This is a genomic window from Methylopila capsulata (genome assembly GCF_016907975.1).
Taxonomy (GTDB): Bacteria; Pseudomonadota; Alphaproteobacteria; order Rhizobiales; family Methylopilaceae; genus Methylopila; species Methylopila capsulata.
Genome location: NZ_JAFBCY010000003.1, coordinates 748,732 through 764,732, shown reverse-complemented (window position 1 = coordinate 764,732; position 16,001 = coordinate 748,732). Strand labels below are relative to the sequence as shown.

The following is a 16,001-nucleotide window of genomic DNA, read 5'->3' as shown; positions in this document are numbered from 1 at the left end:
CCCGAAAAAGACTTGAGTCAGGGAGACGAGGCTATGGCCACTGCGGCTCACGCCCATGGTACGACGCACGCGGGGCACGACCATCCGACGGGATGGCGGCGCTACGTGTATTCGACGAACCACAAAGACATCGGCACGATGTACCTGATCTTCGCGATCTGCGCGGGGATCCTGGGCGGCGCGCTCTCGATCGGCATCCGCCTCGAGCTGCAGCAGCCGGGCATGCAGTTCTTCACCAACCCGAACACCTTCAACGCCTTCACCACGGCGCACGGCCTCATCATGATCTTCTTCATGGTGATGCCGGCGATGATCGGCGGTTTCGGCAACTGGTTCGTGCCCCTCATGATCGGCGCGCCTGACATGGCGTTCCCGCGCATGAACAACATCTCCTTCTGGCTGCTCATCCCCGCGGTCGGCCTGCTCATCACCTCGCTCTTCGTCGAGGGCGCGCCGGGCTCGCACGGCGTTTCGGGCGGCTGGACGATCTATCCGCCCTATTCGACGAGCGGCCAGCCCGGCCCGGCCATGGACTTCGCGATCCTCGGCCTGCACATCGCCGGCGCGTCCTCGATCCTGGGCGCGATCAACTTCATCACGACGATCTTCAACATGCGCGCCCCGGGCATGACGCTGCACAAGATGCCGCTGTTCGCCTGGGCGGTGCTGGTGACGGCGTTCCTGCTGCTGCTCTCGCTCCCGGTCCTCGCCGGCGCGATCACCATGCTGCTCACCGACCGCAACTTCGGCACGACCTTCTTCTCGCCGGCCGGCGGCGGCGACCCGATCCTCTACCAGCACCTGTTCTGGTTCTTCGGGCACCCGGAAGTGTACATCCTGATCCTGCCGGGCTTCGGCATCATCAGCCACATCATCTCGACCTTCTCGCGCAAGCCCGTGTTCGGCTACCTCGGCATGGCCTACGCCATGGTCGCGATCGGCGTGGTCGGCTTCGTCGTGTGGGCGCACCACATGTACACCTCCGGCATTTCGGTGAACACGCAGGCCTATTTCGTGTTCGCCACGATGGTCATCGCGGTGCCCACGGGCGTGAAGATCTTCTCGTGGATCGCGACGATGTGGGGCGGTTCGATCAGCCTCCGCGCCCCGATGTACTGGGCGATCGGCTTCATCTTCCTGTTCACGCTCGGCGGCGTCACCGGCGTGGTGCTGTCGAACGCCGGCATCGACCGGTCGCTGCACGACACTTATTACGTGGTGGCGCACTTCCACTACGTGCTGTCGCTCGGCGCGGTCTTCGCCATCTTCGCGGGCTGGTACTACTGGTTCCCGAAGATGTTCGGCTACATGTACAACGAGACGATCGCGAAGACCCACTTCTGGGTCACGTTCATCGGCGTGAACCTCGTGTTCTTCCCGCAGCACTTCCTCGGCCTGTCAGGCATGCCGCGTCGCTACGTCGACTACCCCGACGCGTTCGCCGGCTGGAACTTCGTGTCCTCGGTCGGGTCGTACATCTCGGCGGTCGGCGTGTTCATCTTCCTCTTCGGCGTGTTCGAGGCCTTCTCGAAGAAGCGCGTGGCGGGCGATAACCCCTGGGGTCCGGGCGCCACGACGCTCGAGTGGACGCTGCCTTCGCCCCCGCCGTTCCACCAGTTCGAGACGCTGCCCCGCGTGAAGTGACCTTCCGAGCGGCCGGGCGGGCTTCGCCCCTCCGGCCGCTCCTGCCCCGACCGGGCTCAACCTCAAGTCAGGCGCGTACCCCTTCATGTCCCTCGCTCACGACGATCATCTCGACGCCCCGACGCTGACGGGCCCCGGCCCGAGCCTCGCCGGCGTGGAGGACTTCGTCGCGCTCCTGAAGCCGCGGGTGATGTCGCTCGTGATCTTCACGGCGCTCGTTGGCCTCGTCGCCGCGCCCGGCGGCCTGCACCCGGTGCTCGGCGCGATCGCGCTGCTCTGCGTCGCCGTCGGCGCCGGCGCCTCGGGGGCGCTGAACATGTGGTGGGACGCCGACATCGACGCGGTCATGACCCGCACGCAGAACCGGCCGATCCCCGCGGGTCGCGTGGCGCCGGGCGAGGCGCTCGGCTTCGGCCTGCTGCTCTCCGGCGTCTCGGTGATGCTGCTCGGCCTCGCCACGAACTGGCTGGCGGGCGGGCTGCTCGCCTTCACGATCTTCTTCTACGTCGTCGTCTACACGATGTGGCTGAAGCGCTGGACGCCTCAGAACATCGTCATCGGCGGGCTCGCCGGCGCGCTGCCGCCGATGATCGGCTGGGCGGCGGCGACGGGGACGGTCGGGCTCGAGAGCGCGACGCTCGTCGCCATCATCTTCATGTGGACGCCGCCGCACTTCTGGGCGCTCGCCCTGATCAAGTCCGAGGACTACGCGCGGGCCGGCGTGCCGATGCTTCCCGTCGTCGCCGGCGAGGACGAGACCCGCTGGCAGATCCTGCTCTATTCGCTCGCGCTGGCGCCGCTCGGCGTGCTGCCGGCCGCGATCGGGCTCGGCGGTTGGGCCTACCTGACGCTGTCGAGCGTCGCCGGTCTCGCCTTCGTCGGCTTCGCCTGGCGCGTCTACCGGCTGCGCGAGGGCGTCCCGGCGCGCCGCGCCGCGGGCAAGCTGTTCGCCTATTCGCTGTTCTATTTGACGGCGCTGTTCGCCACGATCCTGATCGAAAAGAGCTTCGGGGTCGCGGCGCTGACCGCGCCGTTCGACGGCTGGATGTGATGGCCGAGGAGGACGGCGTCCGCCTGACCACGGAGCAGCAGCGTCAGCGGCGGCGGCGGAACGTCGCCATCGCCTGGGCGCTGGGCGCGCTGGTGGTGCTGTTCTGGCTGGTGACAATCTTCAAACTGGGCGGCAACGTCCTCAATCGGCCCCTGTGAGCGTGGAGACCGAACGGTGACCGAACAGGCGCCGAAGCCGACGACCGATCTCGACCGCCGCCACCGCAACGTGGCCGCGGCCTGCAGCCTGTTCGTCGCGGTGATGGTCGGCGCGGCCTTCGCCGCGGTGCCGCTCTATGACATGTTCTGCCGGGCGACCGGCTTCGACGGCACCACGCAGGTCGCGAAGAGCGCGCCCGCGGCGGCGCTGGACCGCACGATGATCGTCCGGTTCGACGGCAACGTCGCCCCGGGACTCGACTGGGACTTCCGGCCGGAGATCACGACGACCACGGTGAAGGTCGGCGAGACGAAGCTCGTGAACTTCAAGGTCCGCAACCGCTCGGACCGCGAACTGTCGGGAACCGCGACCTACAACGTCACGCCCGAGACGACCGGCGCCTACTTCGCCAAGCTCCAGTGCTTCTGCTTCACCGAGCAGACGCTGAAGCCGGGCGAGGAGATCGACATGCCGGTCGCGTTCTTCGTCGATCCGACGATCGCGGACGAGCGCGAGCTCGACCGCGTGAAGCAGATCACGCTGTCCTACACGTTCTTCCCGGCGAAGGGCCCCAAGCCGCTCGCCGCCGTGAAGGATGACCGACCGAAACTCTAGACGCTCACCGGGGCGCGACGCTCAAAAGCCGCGGTCCGAAGGACAATAACGGGGAGACGACCATGGCCGACGCCCACGCCAAGCATCACGACTACCACCTCGTGGACCCGAGCCCGTGGCCGTTCCTCGCCTCGATGGCGGCCTTCGTCATGGCTGTCGGCGCGGTGCTATGGATGCACGGCCACACGCCGTGGATCGGGCTCGCCGGCTTCGCGGGCGTGCTCTACACCGCGATCGCCTGGTGGCGCGACGTCATCAAGGAGGCCCACGCCGGCTTCCACACCCGCGTCGTTCAGATCCACATGCGCTACGGCATGATCCTGTTCATCGCCTCCGAGGTGATGTTCTTCGTCGCGTGGTTCTGGGCCTACTTCGATGTGGCCCTGTTCCCGAACGAGGCGCACCAGTTCCAGCGGCTTGAGGCGACCGGCGGCGTGTGGCCCCCCACGGGCATCCAGACCTTCGACCCGTGGCACCTGCCGCTGGTCAACACGCTGATCCTGCTGACCTCGGGCACCACGGTGACCTGGGCGCACCATGCGCTGCTGCATGGCGACCGCCGCAGCCTCAAGATCGCCCTGTGGCTGACGATCGGCCTCGGCGCGCTGTTCTCGGTGTTCCAGGCGGTCGAATATTCCGAGGCCGCGTTCAAGTTCTCCGAGAACATCTACGGCGCGACCTTCTTCATGGCGACCGGCTTCCACGGCTTCCACGTGATCGTCGGAACCATCTTCCTCGCGGTCTGCCTCGCCCGCGTCTACGCCGGCCACTTCACCCCGAAGCAGCACTTCGGCTTCGAGGCGGCGGCCTGGTACTGGCACTTCGTCGATGTGGTGTGGCTGTTCCTGTTCGCGGCGATCTACGTCTGGGGCGCCGGCGCGCACGCTGCGGCCCATTGACGACGGCGCCCTCGCGGCGCCAGAGCTTCCGAAGGGCCGCCGGCGTCGCGCCGGCGGCCCTTCGCCGTTCCAAGGACCCGCGATGACCACGCCGACCGTGTCCCAGCCCTCCGTCAACGCCGCCGTCGCGGGTCTGCTGGGGCGCTGTCCCGCCTGCGGAAAAGGCAAACTGTTCAAGGGCTTCATCGATCTGCCGCCGGCCTGCGAGGTCTGCGGGCTCGACTACGGCTTCGCGGACGCGGGCGACGGGCCGGCGGTGTTCGTCACGCTGATCGCGGGCTTCCTCGTGCTCGGCTTCGTGCTGTGGTTCGAGTTCACCTTCGAACCGCCGTTCTGGGTCCATCTGCTGGTGTCGCTGCCCCTGACGCTGTTCGTCTGCCTGGGAATGCTCCGTCTGTTCAAGGGCTTGCTGATCGCCCTCCAGCACCGCAACGCCGCGTCCGAGGCGAAGCTCGACCGATGACCGGCGCGCGCAAGCTTCTCGGCGCCGGGCTCGCGACGCTGGTCGCGCTCGGGCTCCTGGTCGCCCTCGGCGTCTGGCAGCTCGAACGGCTCGCCTGGAAGAACGACCTCGTCGCCCGCATCTCCGCGCGAACCGAAGCCCCGCCCGTCGCGGCGCCGGCCGAAGCCGACTGGCCGGCGCTCGACTTTGACGCCTGGGGTTACCGTCGGGTTAACCTGACCGGAACGTTCGCGCACCAGAACGAGGTCCGGGTTTACGTCGCGCTCGGCGACGCGCGCGGGCCGCTGTCCGGCCCGGGCTACTTCGTCCTCACCCCGCTCGTCCGGGCGGACGGCTCCGCCGTCATCGTCAACCGCGGCTTCGTGCCCGAGCCGCTGGGCGATCCGGCGCGCCGGCCCGAAACGCTGGTCGCCGGACCGGTCACGGTGACGGGCCTCCTGCGGGTCCCGGAGGACCGCAACCTGTTCACCCCCGCCGACGACCCGGCGAAGCGCCTGTTCTTCGCCCGCGACCCGAAAGCCATCGCGGCGGGCCTCAGGCTGACGCGCGTGGCGCCGTTCACGGTCGACGCCGACGCGACGCCGAACCCCGGCGGCCTACCGCAGGGCGGCGAGACGCGGCTGACCTTCCCCAACCGCCACCTGGAATACGCGCTCACCTGGTTCGGCCTCGCGGCCGCGCTTGCCGCGGTGTTCGCGGTCTACGCCGTCCGGGCGTTGCGCGAGGGAAAGCAAACGCGATGAGGGCGGCGGCGATAGGCTTGATCGGTGCTTTGATGAGCGGCGGCGTTGAGGCCGAAGGAGTAAAAACGCCAGTGTTCCAGCCGGGTGATTTCGGCCAGGAAACGGCGGAAGCGGCGCTGATTGTGCTCTGCAGCGAGCCGTCCATGCTCACGACGAAGGACGTCGCCGATTTCGCCAAACGGCTGCATCCAGACAAACGGACACCTCAAGTGATCAGTGGGCTGGTTGCCCGCCCATCAGTCGAGGGCAAGATTGTTTATGCCTACTATGGTGACATGCATCCGTCGCACGACCTTAACGCCTGTGCCGAAGGAATATTCCAAAACAATTCTGAAATTAAAGGTGAGTTGGATAATTTGCGGGATGGAATAGGTAAAACTATTAGAGTTCCTGAGTTCGAGGGGGCGCTTATGAGGATATGCTCCAAAAAACAATGGGCGTTCGTCTTGGTGGCTCTCTGAGACTGACGTCGATAAGGCACAGGAACAACGATACGTTTTACATCAGCGTGTCAATTATAAAGGACGATGAGGCAAAAGCATATTATCTTGGGAGTTTATTTGGTCTAGAGACGATATTCTGTGTGCAATATTGCAGGTCGCTTTTGACGCCAGCTGAATGAGCGGCTGGGGTCAGTGTGACAGTTGCGGGCTTTCGCGCGCCATTACAATGCGGATCTATTTGGGGGAGCCGTCCGCCGCGCTTGCGGCTCCGGGCCTCCGGGCCTAGTTTGACGGCCTCATTTCCCTGTTTCGACGGAGCATCTTCGGCATGGCTGTCGCCTATGTCTCGACCCGCGGCGACGCGCCCAGGCTCGGTTTCGCCGACGCGATGCTGGCGGGCCTCGCGCGCGACGGCGGCCTCTATGTGCCGGAGACCTGGCCCACGCTTTCCCGCGACGAGATCGCCGCGCTTGCGGGCCGCCCCTACGCCGAGATCGCCGAGGCGGTGATCGCCCCCTTCGTAGGCGACGCCATCCCGGCGCCGACGCTCCGGGCGATGATCCAGGAAGCCTACGGCTCGTTCCGCCACCCGGCGACCACGCCGCTGGTGCAGACCGGGCCGAACCGCTTCGTGCTCGAGCTGTTCCATGGCCCGACGCTCGCCTTCAAGGACGTCGCCATGCAGCTGCTCGCGCGGCTGATGGACTACGCGCTCGCCGAGCGCGGCCAGCGCGCGACCATCGTCGGCGCCACCTCCGGCGACACCGGCGGCGCCGCGATCGAGGCCTTCCGCGGGCGCTCGCGGCTCGACGTCTTCATCCTGATGCCGGACGGCAAGGTCAGCGAGGTCCAGCGCCGGCAGATGACCACCGTGCCGGACGTCAACGTCCACGCCATCGCGATCGACGGCTCGTTCGACGACGCGCAGGCGCACGTGAAGGCGATGTTCAACCACCACGCCTTCCGCGACCGCCTGGCGCTCGCCGGCGTCAACTCGATCAACTGGGCGCGGGTGCTGGCGCAGGCGGTCTACTACTTCGCGGCCGCGCTCGCGCTCGGCGCCCCCCATCGCAAGGTCGACTTCGTGGTGCCGACCGGCAACTTCGGCGACGTCTTCGCGGGCTATGTGGCGAAGCGCATGGGCCTGCCCATCGGGCGGCTCGTCATCGCCACCAACGTCAACGACATCCTCGCCCGCACGCTCGAGACCGGGCGCTACGAGGTCACCGGCGTCACCGCGACGACCTCGCCCTCCATGGACATCCAGGTGTCGTCGAACTTCGAGCGGCTTCTGTTCGACGCCGTCGGCCGCGACCCCTCCAAGGTGCGCGCCGCGATGGCGTCGCTCGGCCAGTCCGGCGCCTTCACGCTGGAGCCGGACGCGCTTGCGGCCATCCGCGCCGAGTTCGACGCCGCCCGCGCCGACGAGGCGACGGTCGGCCGCACCATCGGCGCCGTGCTGAAGGACGCGGGCTACCTGCTCGACACCCACACCGCGGTCGCCTACGCCGTCGCCGACCACGCCGCGCTCGATCCGGCGACGCCGACCGTGGTGCTGTCGACCGCCCATCCCGCCAAGTTCCCGGACGCGGTGCAGGCGGCTTCGGGTGTGCGGCCCGCGCTGCCGCCGCATCTCGCCGACCTGCTGACGCGGCCCGAGCGCCTCAAGCGCCTGCCGAACGACGTCGCGGCGATCGAGGCCTACGTGTCGGACCACGCCCGCGTGCTCCGGGACGCCGCCGCGTGACCGCCCGCGTGGAGGCGAACGCGACCGCCCTTCCCCCCTTCTCCTTGCGGGGAGAGGCCCGGGGCGGGGGTCGCGCAGGACGTCGCTCCTGGCCCGAGGCGGCGAAGGCGGGGCGCTTCGTTCTGAACCACCCCCACCCCCAACCCCTCCCCACAAGGGGGAGGGGGGCCCTTCCCGCCTGTTCCAACGAAGAAGCCGCCCGATGAGCGCGCGCGTCACCACGCTCCCGTCCGGCCTCGCGGTCGTGACCGACGCCATGCCCGAGCTCGGCACGGCGGCCGTCGGCGTCTCCTTCGGGGCCGGCGCCCGGTCGGAGCGCGAGGAGGAGCACGGGCTCGCCCATCTGCTGGAGCACATGGCGTTCAAGGGCACGGCGCGGCGCTCCGCGCTCGCCATCGCCGAGGAGATCGAGCAGGTCGGCGGCGACCTCAACGCCGCGACCGGCGTCGAGCAGACCGCCTATTCCGCCCGCGTGCTGGCCGCCGACGTGGAGCTGGCGCTCGACATGCTGGCCGACATCGTCACCGAGCCCGCCTTCGATCCGGACGAGCTGAAGCGCGAGCAGAACGTGATCGTGCAGGAGATCGGCTCCGTCGAGGACACGCCCGACGACCTCGTGTTCGACATGCTGCAGGAGGCGGCGTTCCCCGGCCAGCCGCTCGGCCGCTCGATCCTCGGCACGGAGCAGACCGTGCGCGGACTGGACCGGCGCGCCCTCGCGGGCTTCCTCGGCCGCAACTACACCTCCGGCGGCGCGGTCGTCGTCGCGGCCGGGGCGGTCGAGCACGACGCCATCGTCGACGCGGCGGCCCGGCTCTTCGCCCGGCTGCCCGCAGGCAAGGCCGAGACGCCGAAGGCCGCGGCCTACCGCGGCGGCGACAAGCGGGCGAAACGCGACCTCGAGCAGCTCCATGTCGCGATCGCCTTCGAGGGTCGCCCCTACGAGGCGCCCGACGCCTATGCGGCCCAGGTGTTCGCGAACCTCGTCGGCGGCGGCATGTCCTCCCGCCTGTTCCAGGAGGTGCGCGAGAACCGCGGCCTCGCCTATTCCGTGCACGCCTTCCACTGGGGCTACGCCGACGCCGGCCTGTTCGGCGCCTACGCCGGCCTCGGGCCGGAGGACGCGGCCGAAATCCTGCCCGTGATGCTCGACGTGCTGCACGACGCCGCGGATGCGGCGACCGAGCGCGAGGTGCTCCGCGCCAAGGCGCAGATGAAGGCGGGGCTGCTGATGTCGCTGGAGCAGGCGGCGTCGCGGGCCGATCATCATGCCCGCCACCAGCTCGCCCACGGGCGGCCGCTCGATCTGGAGGAGACGCTCGCCAAGATCGAGGCGGTGACGGTGGAGGACGCGCGGGCCGCGGGCAAGCTCATGCTCGGCTCCGCGTCGACGCTCGCCGCGATCGGCCCGACGCGGGGGCTGATGCGCGAAGATCGCCTGGCCGAACGGCTGGGCGCGCGGCGCTCCGCAGCCTGAGACCGCGGGCGATGGCGTTCTTCCGGACGCTGGCGGCGGCGGAGCTGGTGCCCACCGTGGCGGGGGAGGGCGTCACGCTCCGCACGCCCCAGATGGCGGACTACCAGGCCTGGGCGGACCTGAGGTCCGCCAGCCGATCCTTCCTGCGGCCGTGGGAGCCGATCTGGCCCGCCGACGACCTGACGCGGCTCGCCTATCGCCGCCGTCTGAAGCGCTACGTGCGCGAGATCGAGCAGGACCAGGCCTACCCGTTCTTCGTGTTCGACGCCGAAGGCCAGCTGGTCGGCGGCGTCACGCTGAGCCAGGTGCGCCGCGGCGTCGCCCAGACCTGCTCGGTCGGCTACTGGATGGGCGAACGCCACGCGGGCCGGGGCCTGATGACCAAGGCGGTGCGCGCGCTCGCGCCCTTCGTGTTCACCCAGCTGAAGCTGCGGCGGATTGAGGCCGCCTGCCTGCCCTTCAACGCCGCGTCGATCCGTCTGCTGGAAAAGACGGGGTTCCAGAAGGAGGGCTACGCGCGGGAATATCTGTGCATCGACGGCGTCTGGCAGGACCACCTGCTTTACGCGCTTCTGCGAAGCGACGCCGTGGGCTAAGTAGATGCGGGTCGGCGCTTCGCGGAGCGGCCGACGCGATCGGGACCCGCGGTGAAAACGCCGGGCCATCACGTCGCCGTCGCTCCGACGGCTTTCGGGGAGACGCCAAGCGTTGCGTTCGGTCCGCGCCCTTCTTCCGGCGCTGTTTCTCTTCATGTCGCTCCTTTTCACCGTCGCCCCCGCGGCGGCGCTGCAGCCGTTGTCAGTCGACGGCGACGACGAGGCGATCGATCTGCTGGGCGCGGTCGAGCGGCCGGTCGGCCAGGCGGACCGGCTCCAGGTCGCCACCTTCCCCGGCCCCGACGGAATCGTCCGACGGATCGAGGTGCGCGCCCAGCGGGAGGGCGGCGACGGACGGCAGTGGCTCGTCTTCGCGCTCCGCAACGACGGCGACGAGCAGATCGACCGCCTGCTTGTCTCGCCGCACTTCCGGCTGGTGGGTTCGGGCGCCGTGTGGCCAGACCTCGGCGAAGAGCGGCTGGCGAACGTCACGGCCAGCCAGGGGCTTCGGCCCGAACGGCAGGCCTCCGACGACGCCGACGTGTTTCAGTTGACGATCGATCCCGGCGCGACGGTCACCTACGTCGTCGAGCTCGCGTCGCCGAAGCTGCTGCAGCTGACGCTCTGGGACACCGACGCCTACAAGGACAAGATCAACTCCTTCACGCTCTACCGCGGCATCATGCTCGGCGTCGGCGGCCTTCTGGCGCTGATCCTGACCATCCTGTTCGTGGTGAAGGGCAGCGTGATGTTCCCCGCCGCGGCCGCGCTGGCCTGGGGCGTGATGTTCTATCTCGGCGTCGACTTCGGGTTCTGGCGCAAGATCTTCGACCTGCAGCCGGACGTCGACCGCATCCTGAGGGCGGCGAGCGAAGCCTCGCTGGCGGCCACGCTGCTGGTCTTCCTGTTCGCCTACCTCAATCTGAACCGCTGGCACGTGCGCTACAGCCACATCATGGGCGTGTGGCTGGCCTTCCTGGTGGGGCTCGTCTGGCTTGCGGCCTACCAGGCGCCGATCGCCGCCGGCATCGCGCGGCTCTCGCTGATCGGCGTGGCGGTCATCGGCCTCGGCATCGTCGTGTGGTTCGCGGCCAAGGGCTACGACCGCGCGGTGATGCTGGCGCCGACATGGATCCTGCTGGTCGCCTGGGTCGGCGCCGCCGCGATCACCGTCGCGGGCGGGCTCGCCAGCGATCTGGCCGCCGCGGCGCTGGTGGGCGGCCTGGTGTTGATCGTCCTGCTCATCGGCTTCACGGTCATGCAGCACGCCTTCTCCGGCGGCTCCGTGGCGACAGGGCCGGCCTCAGACGTCGAGCGCCGGGCGCTGGCGATCACCGGCTCCGGCGACGTGGTGTGGGACTGGGACGTCGAGGGTGACCGGGTCCACGCCGGGCACGAGCTCGAGCATGCGCTCGGCCTCAAGCGCGGCGCGCTCGACGCGCCGGCCGCGCGCTGGCTCGACGTCGTCCATCCGAGCGACCGCGACCGGTTCCGCGCGGCGCTCGACGCGCTGGTGGAGGAACGCCGGGGGCGCCTGGCCGAGACCTTCCGTCTGCGCGGCGCGGACGGGCATTTCCTCTGGTACACGCTGCGCGCCCGCCCCGTGGTCGGCGCCGACGGCGAGGTGGTGCGCTGCGTCGGCACGCTGCTCGACGTGACCGACGCCAAGACCACCGAGGAGCGCCTGCTCCAGAACGCCGTGCACGACAACCTCACGGGCCTTCCGAACCGCGAGCTGTTCGTGGACCGGCTCGATGCCGCGCTCGCCTACGCCCAGACCGACACGGGTCTGCGGCCGACGGTGATGGTGCTCGACATCGACCGCTACAAGAAGGTCAACGAGAGCGTCGGCGTCACCACCGGCGACACCATCCTGATCACGGTGGTCCGGCGCCTCTCGCGGCTCCTGAAGCCGCAGGACACGCTGGCGCGCCTCGGCGGCGACCAGTTCGGCGTGCTGCTGCTGTCCGAGCGCGACGGCGAGAACATCACGGGCTTCGCCGACACGCTGAAGCGGACGCTGCGCGCGCCGATCACCTTCGGCGGCCGCGAGATCTTCCTCACCGCCTCGATCGGCCTCGCGCTCGCCGACGGCCGCTCGGGCGGCACCGGCGACGAGATGGTCAAGAACGCCGAAGTGGCGATGTACCACGCCAAGCGCTTCGGCGGGGACCACATCGAGGTGTTCAAGCCGACCATGCGGGCGGCGACCACCGACCGCCTGCTGATCGCGGGCGAACTGAACCGCGCGCTCGAGCGCAACGAGATCAAGGTGCACTACCAGCCGATCGTCCGGCTGGAGGACCGCACCATCGCGGGCTTCGAGGCGCTGCTGCGCTGGGAGCATCCGCGCTACGGCCGCCGCTCGACCGCGGAATTCATCTCGATCGCCGAAGAGAGCGGTTTGATCGTCGACCTCGGGCTGTTCGCGCTGGACGAGGCCGCGCGTCAGCTCGCGCAGTGGCAGGCGCGGGTGCCGGGCGAGCCGCCGCTGTTCATGTCGGTCAACGTCTCGAGCCGGCAGTTCCTGCGGCAGGACCTGGTGCAGGACATCAAGAACGTGCTGGCGCGGGCGCTGCTGCCGCCGGGCTCGCTCAAGATCGAGCTGACCGAAAGCCTGGTCATGGAGAACCCGGAGCACGCGGCGCAGATGCTGCTGCGCCTGCGCGAACTCGGGGCCGGCCTCTCGCTCGACGACTTCGGCACCGGCCATTCCAGCCTCGCCTACCTCCAGCGCTTCCCCTTCGACGTGCTGAAGATCGACAAGTCCTTCGTGCGTCCCACGGGACGCGGGGAGCGGCCGGTGATCCTCGGCTCGATCGTGCGGCTCGCCCACGATCTCGGCATGGAGGTCGTCGCGGAGGGCGTGGAGACCGACAGCGACGCGGTCGAGCTCTACCACCTCGGGGCGACCTTCGCGCAGGGCTACGCCTTCGGCGAGGCCATGTCGGCCGACGACTGCGACCGCATGCTCGGCCTCGCCCCCCAGGGCGTCGCCCGCCGCGTCATGCAGGGCGCGCTCGGGCGGCGGTGAAGGCGCCGTCGTCCGGCGCTTCCGGAGCGCTGATGTCCAGGCGCGGGCTCAACGTCTGAGACGGGAGGACCCCATGAATGTTCGCGCACGATTGATCCGCATCGCCGCCGGCCTCGCCGCCGCTGCGGCGGCGAGCGGGGCCGCCTTCGGCGCCGCCGCGAAACCGCAGCTCGAGATGCATCGCACGCATGCGACCGAGAAAGACGAAAGCGGCTGGTATCTGGCGAAGTCCACCAAGGGCGGCTTCCGCATTCTGTCGCCGATCCCATTCAACGACTACACGATCGTCACCGAAGACCGGAACATCGGCCGCCTGACGCTGCACGGCGTCGGAAGCAAGAGCGCGGACGGGATGGAGTTCGGCGCGATCGAAACCGTGCGGACCGACCGTCAAAAGGACGTCGACCTGCGCGACTTGATCGCAGGCGTGGCGAGAAAGCAGGGCGCGGCCGTTCCGAACGTCGAGGTTGAGATGATCGGCAGGGAGGAGGTCGCGCGCGCGGCCTTTGAAGGGCCGTCCCGCGGCATCGTGATGCGCGTCTCGAAAACGGATAGGGGCCTGTTCAACGTGATCTGCGACTATCCCGTCGCCATCGCGGAATCGGCCAAGGTCACCTGTGCGGACTACGTCGAAAGCTTCCGCCTCGACGACTGATCGGCGCCCGCCTCACGCGTGGCCGGCTTCCGGGGAGAGCTTGCCGAGGTCGATGCCGATTTTCGCCAGCGCGCGCTCGTACTTCGTCTCGACCGCGCCGTCGAACACGAGGCCGCGGTCGGCGGGCACGTTGAGCCAGCCGTTGGCCTGGATCTCGGTTTCGAGCTGCCCCGGCGCCCAGCCGGCGTAGCCCAGCGCCAGCAGCGCGCTCTTCGGGCCGGCGCCCTTGGCGATCGCCTTGAGGATATCGAGCGTCGCCGTCAGGCAGATGCCGTCGTCGATCGAGAGCGTCGAGTCCTCGATCATGAAGTCAGCGGAGTGCAACACGAAGCCGCGGCCGGATTCGACCGGCCCGCCGCGCAGCACCTGGATCGCGCCGGCGCGCTCCGGCAGGCGGATCTCCTCGCCCTCCGAGATCACGTCGAGCTGCACCAGCAGGTCGGGAAAGCTGATGTGCGGGGCGAGCTTGTTGACGACGATGCCCATCGCGCCCTCGGAGGAATGGGCGCAGACGTAGATCACCGTGCGGGCGAAGCGGTCGTCCGTCATGGTCGGCATGGCGACCAGCACCTGACCGTCGAGATAACCCGATCGGGACGTGCGGTCGGCGAGGCGTTTGCGCAGAAGCTCCGGCATGCATGGAAGAGTAGGGCTGCTGGTGGTTTTTTAAAAGGAGGCGTCGCTGCGCTTTCACGTCGCCCTCACGTCGAGTTGCCTTTCTCAGGTCCCGGCGTCAGGTAAGGCTTCGATGATGATCGCTCGCTCGCTGCTCTCCGCCCTGTCCGTCGCCGCGCTGACCTCGCCCGCGTCGGCGGAGCCCACGTCGCCATGGGCGCGGGACGGCGCGTCGGCGCTGCGGCTGGTCGACGCCGGCCGCGGGCCTGCGGGCGAGCGCCTCGCCGCCGTCGCGATCACGCTCGAGGGCGGCTGGAAGACCTACTGGCGCCAGCCCGGCGACAGCGGCGTGCCGCCGCGCTTCGACTTTTCCGGTTCGCGCAACCTTGCGTCCGCGACGGTCGTCTTCCCCGTTCCGGAGCGCGCCAGCGACGAGAGCGGGATCACCAACGTCTACCACCACGAGGTGACGCTGCCGGTCGCCGTCACCCCGAAGGATCCGGCCGAGCCGGTGGAGCTCGCGCTGGTGGCGGACTACGGCGTCTGCGACCAGGTCTGCGTGCCGGTGCGCTCGGAAGTCTCGCTCAGCCTCGCCGCCGACGGCGGTTTTCCCGGTCCCGCCGCGGCGGCCGCGCGCCGCGCGCTCGCCCATGCGCCGAAGCCCAAGGCGCTCGGCGCGCCGGACGGGCCGCTGGCGATCGCGTCGATCATCCGCGAGGGGAACGGCTTCGAGATCGGCGTCCGCGCAGGGGCGCCGGGCGCGCTGCTGTTCGCCGAGACGGGGGAGGGCGCCTTCGTGCCCTCGCCGAAGTCGCTGCCGCCGCGGGCGGACGGCGTCGCGCGCTTCCACGTAGCGCTGCCGGACGGCGCTCCGCCCGCGGCGCTGCGGCTGACGCTCTCGGCCGGAGGAGAGGCGATCGAGACGCTTGCGCCTATCGACGCCGTCGCGGCGAAGCCCTAAATCTCAGCCTCGACGTCCCCAACGGCCGGGCCTCGTTCGGCCGCCTCACCGGATCGATCAGGAGAGACCCAATGGCCATCGAGGTCGGCGCGCGCCTGCCCAACACCACCTTCCGCACCATGGGCCCCGAAGGTCCGGCGACGGTGATGGCGGACGAACTGTTTGCGGGCAAGAAGGCGGTGCTGTTCGCCGTGCCGGGGGCCTTCACGCCCACCTGCCACAAGAACCACCTGCCGGGCTATCTCAACAATCTCGAGGCGCTGAAGGACAAGGGCGTCGACGTGATCGCGGTGACGTCGGTCAACGACGTCTTCGTCATGAACGCCTGGGCCGAGGCGACCGGCGGCAAGGGCAAGATCGAGTTCCTGTCGGACGGCAGCGCCGATTTCGCGAAGGCGCTCGGCCTCGAGCTCGACGCCTCCGCCGGCGGCCTCGGCGTGCGCTCCAAGCGCTACGCCATGATCCTCGACGACATGACCGTCAGCTTCCTCGCGGTCGAGGACAGCCCCGGCAAGGCCGACCTCTCCGCCGCCGACAAGGTGCTTGCAGCCCTCTGACGGGGCGGAGCGCTGTCGGGCCTATGCCGGCGGACGCAGACTCTATAGCGCGGTTTCGGGTCTCGTTGACGCACTGAACCCGGCCGTCATTCCGGGCGAAGTCCCGGAATCCATCATCTCGCCGGCAGAGCCCGATCGTTCGACATGGAACGCCTGCCGTCCCGAAGGCCCCACCGTCGCCGAGCCGCGCTCTCTCGCCTCCCCCCTTGCGGGGAGGGGTCGGGGGTGGTTCCGGATGAGCCTCCCGAGGCGAGACCGCGTTCGGGCGCTCTGCGTCCTGGCCGCCGCGCTTCGTTCTGCCCCACCCCCACCCCTACCCGCGAGGGGGAGGGGACAAGGCCG

At 69.3% G+C, this 16,001-nt stretch carries 16 protein-coding genes; 15 read left to right on the top strand and 1 reads right to left on the bottom strand.

From position 1 onward, the window contains the following. The first annotated feature begins 33 nt into the window (after positions 1–33). The 13 genes from ctaD (at position 34) to JOD31_RS14705 (ending at position 13,526) form a co-directional block, all read left to right on the top strand. Positions 34–1,644, top strand: a complete 1,611-nt coding sequence (gene ctaD, locus JOD31_RS14765; RefSeq protein WP_204951181.1) for a cytochrome c oxidase subunit I — start codon at positions 34–36, stop codon at positions 1,642–1,644. Between the two features lie 85 nt (positions 1,645–1,729). Continuing rightward, positions 1,730–2,695, top strand: coding sequence for a heme o synthase (cyoE, locus tag JOD31_RS14760; RefSeq protein ID WP_204951180.1), 966 nt, complete (start codon positions 1,730–1,732; stop codon positions 2,693–2,695). After that, positions 2,695–2,853: a hypothetical protein gene (locus JOD31_RS14755; protein WP_200819600.1), complete on the top strand. Its 159-nt coding sequence runs from the start codon at positions 2,695–2,697 to the stop codon at positions 2,851–2,853. The genes cyoE and JOD31_RS14755 overlap by 1 nt, the downstream gene beginning before the upstream one ends. Next, positions 2,840–3,469: a cytochrome c oxidase assembly protein gene (locus JOD31_RS14750; RefSeq protein ID WP_428980916.1), complete on the top strand. Its 630-nt coding sequence runs from the start codon at positions 2,840–2,842 to the stop codon at positions 3,467–3,469. Before JOD31_RS14755 ends, JOD31_RS14750 begins: the two co-directional genes overlap by 14 nt. 62 nt (positions 3,470–3,531) lie before the next feature. After that, entirely contained in the window at positions 3,532–4,368 is an 837-nt protein-coding gene (locus JOD31_RS14745; protein ID WP_204951178.1) for a cytochrome c oxidase subunit 3, read from the top strand. Positions 4,369–4,450: 82 nt separating this feature from the next. Next, entirely contained in the window at positions 4,451–4,831 is a 381-nt protein-coding gene (locus JOD31_RS14740) for a DUF983 domain-containing protein (protein WP_204951177.1), read from the top strand. Continuing rightward, complete coding sequence (locus tag JOD31_RS14735; RefSeq protein WP_204951176.1) at positions 4,828–5,574, top strand: SURF1 family protein; 747 nt, start codon at positions 4,828–4,830, stop codon at positions 5,572–5,574. Before JOD31_RS14740 ends, JOD31_RS14735 begins: the two co-directional genes overlap by 4 nt. Continuing rightward, the gene (locus JOD31_RS14730) at positions 5,571–6,035 is read left to right on the top strand and encodes a hypothetical protein (protein WP_204951175.1); all 465 of its coding nucleotides are present in this window, start codon (positions 5,571–5,573) and stop codon (positions 6,033–6,035) included. Before JOD31_RS14735 ends, JOD31_RS14730 begins: the two co-directional genes overlap by 4 nt. Positions 6,036–6,345: 310 nt before the next feature. Then, a complete protein-coding gene (gene thrC, locus JOD31_RS14725) occupies positions 6,346–7,764 on the top strand; it encodes a threonine synthase (RefSeq protein WP_204951174.1) in 1,419 nt (472 codons plus the stop codon). A 202-nt stretch (positions 7,765–7,966) separates the two neighbouring features. Next, positions 7,967–9,241, top strand: a complete 1,275-nt coding sequence (locus JOD31_RS14720) for a M16 family metallopeptidase (protein WP_204951173.1) — start codon at positions 7,967–7,969, stop codon at positions 9,239–9,241. Positions 9,242–9,252: 11 nt separating this feature from the next. After that, positions 9,253–9,837, top strand: coding sequence for a GNAT family N-acetyltransferase (locus JOD31_RS14715; RefSeq protein ID WP_204951172.1), 585 nt, complete (start codon positions 9,253–9,255; stop codon positions 9,835–9,837). A gap of 112 nt (positions 9,838–9,949) precedes the next feature. Beyond that, positions 9,950–12,871: a sensor domain-containing phosphodiesterase gene (locus JOD31_RS14710; RefSeq protein ID WP_428980911.1), complete on the top strand. Its 2,922-nt coding sequence runs from the start codon at positions 9,950–9,952 to the stop codon at positions 12,869–12,871. Between the two features lie 73 nt (positions 12,872–12,944). Then, on the top strand, positions 12,945–13,526 hold the full coding sequence (locus tag JOD31_RS14705; RefSeq protein ID WP_204951170.1) for a hypothetical protein: 582 nt from the start codon (positions 12,945–12,947) through the stop codon (positions 13,524–13,526). Positions 13,527–13,538: 12 nt separating this feature from the next. Here JOD31_RS14705 and JOD31_RS14700 read toward each other — a convergent pair whose 3' ends face one another. Further along, entirely contained in the window at positions 13,539–14,162 is a 624-nt protein-coding gene (locus tag JOD31_RS14700) for a YqgE/AlgH family protein (protein WP_020186578.1), read from the bottom strand. Between the two features lie 115 nt (positions 14,163–14,277). On the opposite strand from JOD31_RS14700, the gene JOD31_RS14695 reads away from it, so the two are divergent. After that, positions 14,278–15,102 carry a protein-disulfide reductase DsbD domain-containing protein gene (locus JOD31_RS14695; RefSeq protein ID WP_246482510.1) on the top strand — a complete coding sequence of 275 codons (825 nt, stop codon included), beginning with the start codon at positions 14,278–14,280 and terminating at the stop codon, positions 15,100–15,102. Between the two features lie 71 nt (positions 15,103–15,173). Continuing rightward, positions 15,174–15,659 carry a peroxiredoxin gene (locus JOD31_RS14690; protein ID WP_204951168.1) on the top strand — a complete coding sequence of 162 codons (486 nt, stop codon included), beginning with the start codon at positions 15,174–15,176 and terminating at the stop codon, positions 15,657–15,659. The last annotated feature ends 342 nt before the right edge of the window (positions 15,660–16,001 follow it).

What these genes read in the sequence shown, in the direction of transcription:
- ctaD (WP_204951181.1), top strand. Translation starts at nt 34, where the DNA reads ATGGCCACTGCGGCTCACGCCCATGGTACGACGCACGCGGGGCACGAC.
- cyoE (WP_204951180.1), top strand. Translation starts at nt 1,730, where the DNA reads ATGTCCCTCGCTCACGACGATCATCTCGACGCCCCGACGCTGACGGGC.
- JOD31_RS14755 (WP_200819600.1), top strand. Translation starts at nt 2,695, where the DNA reads ATGGCCGAGGAGGACGGCGTCCGCCTGACCACGGAGCAGCAGCGTCAG.
- JOD31_RS14745 (WP_204951178.1), top strand. Translation starts at nt 3,532, where the DNA reads ATGGCCGACGCCCACGCCAAGCATCACGACTACCACCTCGTGGACCCG.
- JOD31_RS14740 (WP_204951177.1), top strand. Translation starts at nt 4,451, where the DNA reads ATGACCACGCCGACCGTGTCCCAGCCCTCCGTCAACGCCGCCGTCGCG.
- JOD31_RS14735 (WP_204951176.1), top strand. Translation starts at nt 4,828, where the DNA reads ATGACCGGCGCGCGCAAGCTTCTCGGCGCCGGGCTCGCGACGCTGGTC.
- JOD31_RS14730 (WP_204951175.1), top strand. Translation starts at nt 5,571, where the DNA reads ATGAGGGCGGCGGCGATAGGCTTGATCGGTGCTTTGATGAGCGGCGGC.
- thrC (WP_204951174.1), top strand. Translation starts at nt 6,346, where the DNA reads ATGGCTGTCGCCTATGTCTCGACCCGCGGCGACGCGCCCAGGCTCGGT.
- JOD31_RS14720 (WP_204951173.1), top strand. Translation starts at nt 7,967, where the DNA reads ATGAGCGCGCGCGTCACCACGCTCCCGTCCGGCCTCGCGGTCGTGACC.
- JOD31_RS14715 (WP_204951172.1), top strand. Translation starts at nt 9,253, where the DNA reads ATGGCGTTCTTCCGGACGCTGGCGGCGGCGGAGCTGGTGCCCACCGTG.
- JOD31_RS14705 (WP_204951170.1), top strand. Translation starts at nt 12,945, where the DNA reads ATGAATGTTCGCGCACGATTGATCCGCATCGCCGCCGGCCTCGCCGCC.
- JOD31_RS14700 (WP_020186578.1), bottom strand. Translation starts at nt 14,162, where the DNA reads ATGCCGGAGCTTCTGCGCAAACGCCTCGCCGACCGCACGTCCCGATCG.
- JOD31_RS14695 (WP_246482510.1), top strand. Translation starts at nt 14,278, where the DNA reads ATGATCGCTCGCTCGCTGCTCTCCGCCCTGTCCGTCGCCGCGCTGACC.
- JOD31_RS14690 (WP_204951168.1), top strand. Translation starts at nt 15,174, where the DNA reads ATGGCCATCGAGGTCGGCGCGCGCCTGCCCAACACCACCTTCCGCACC.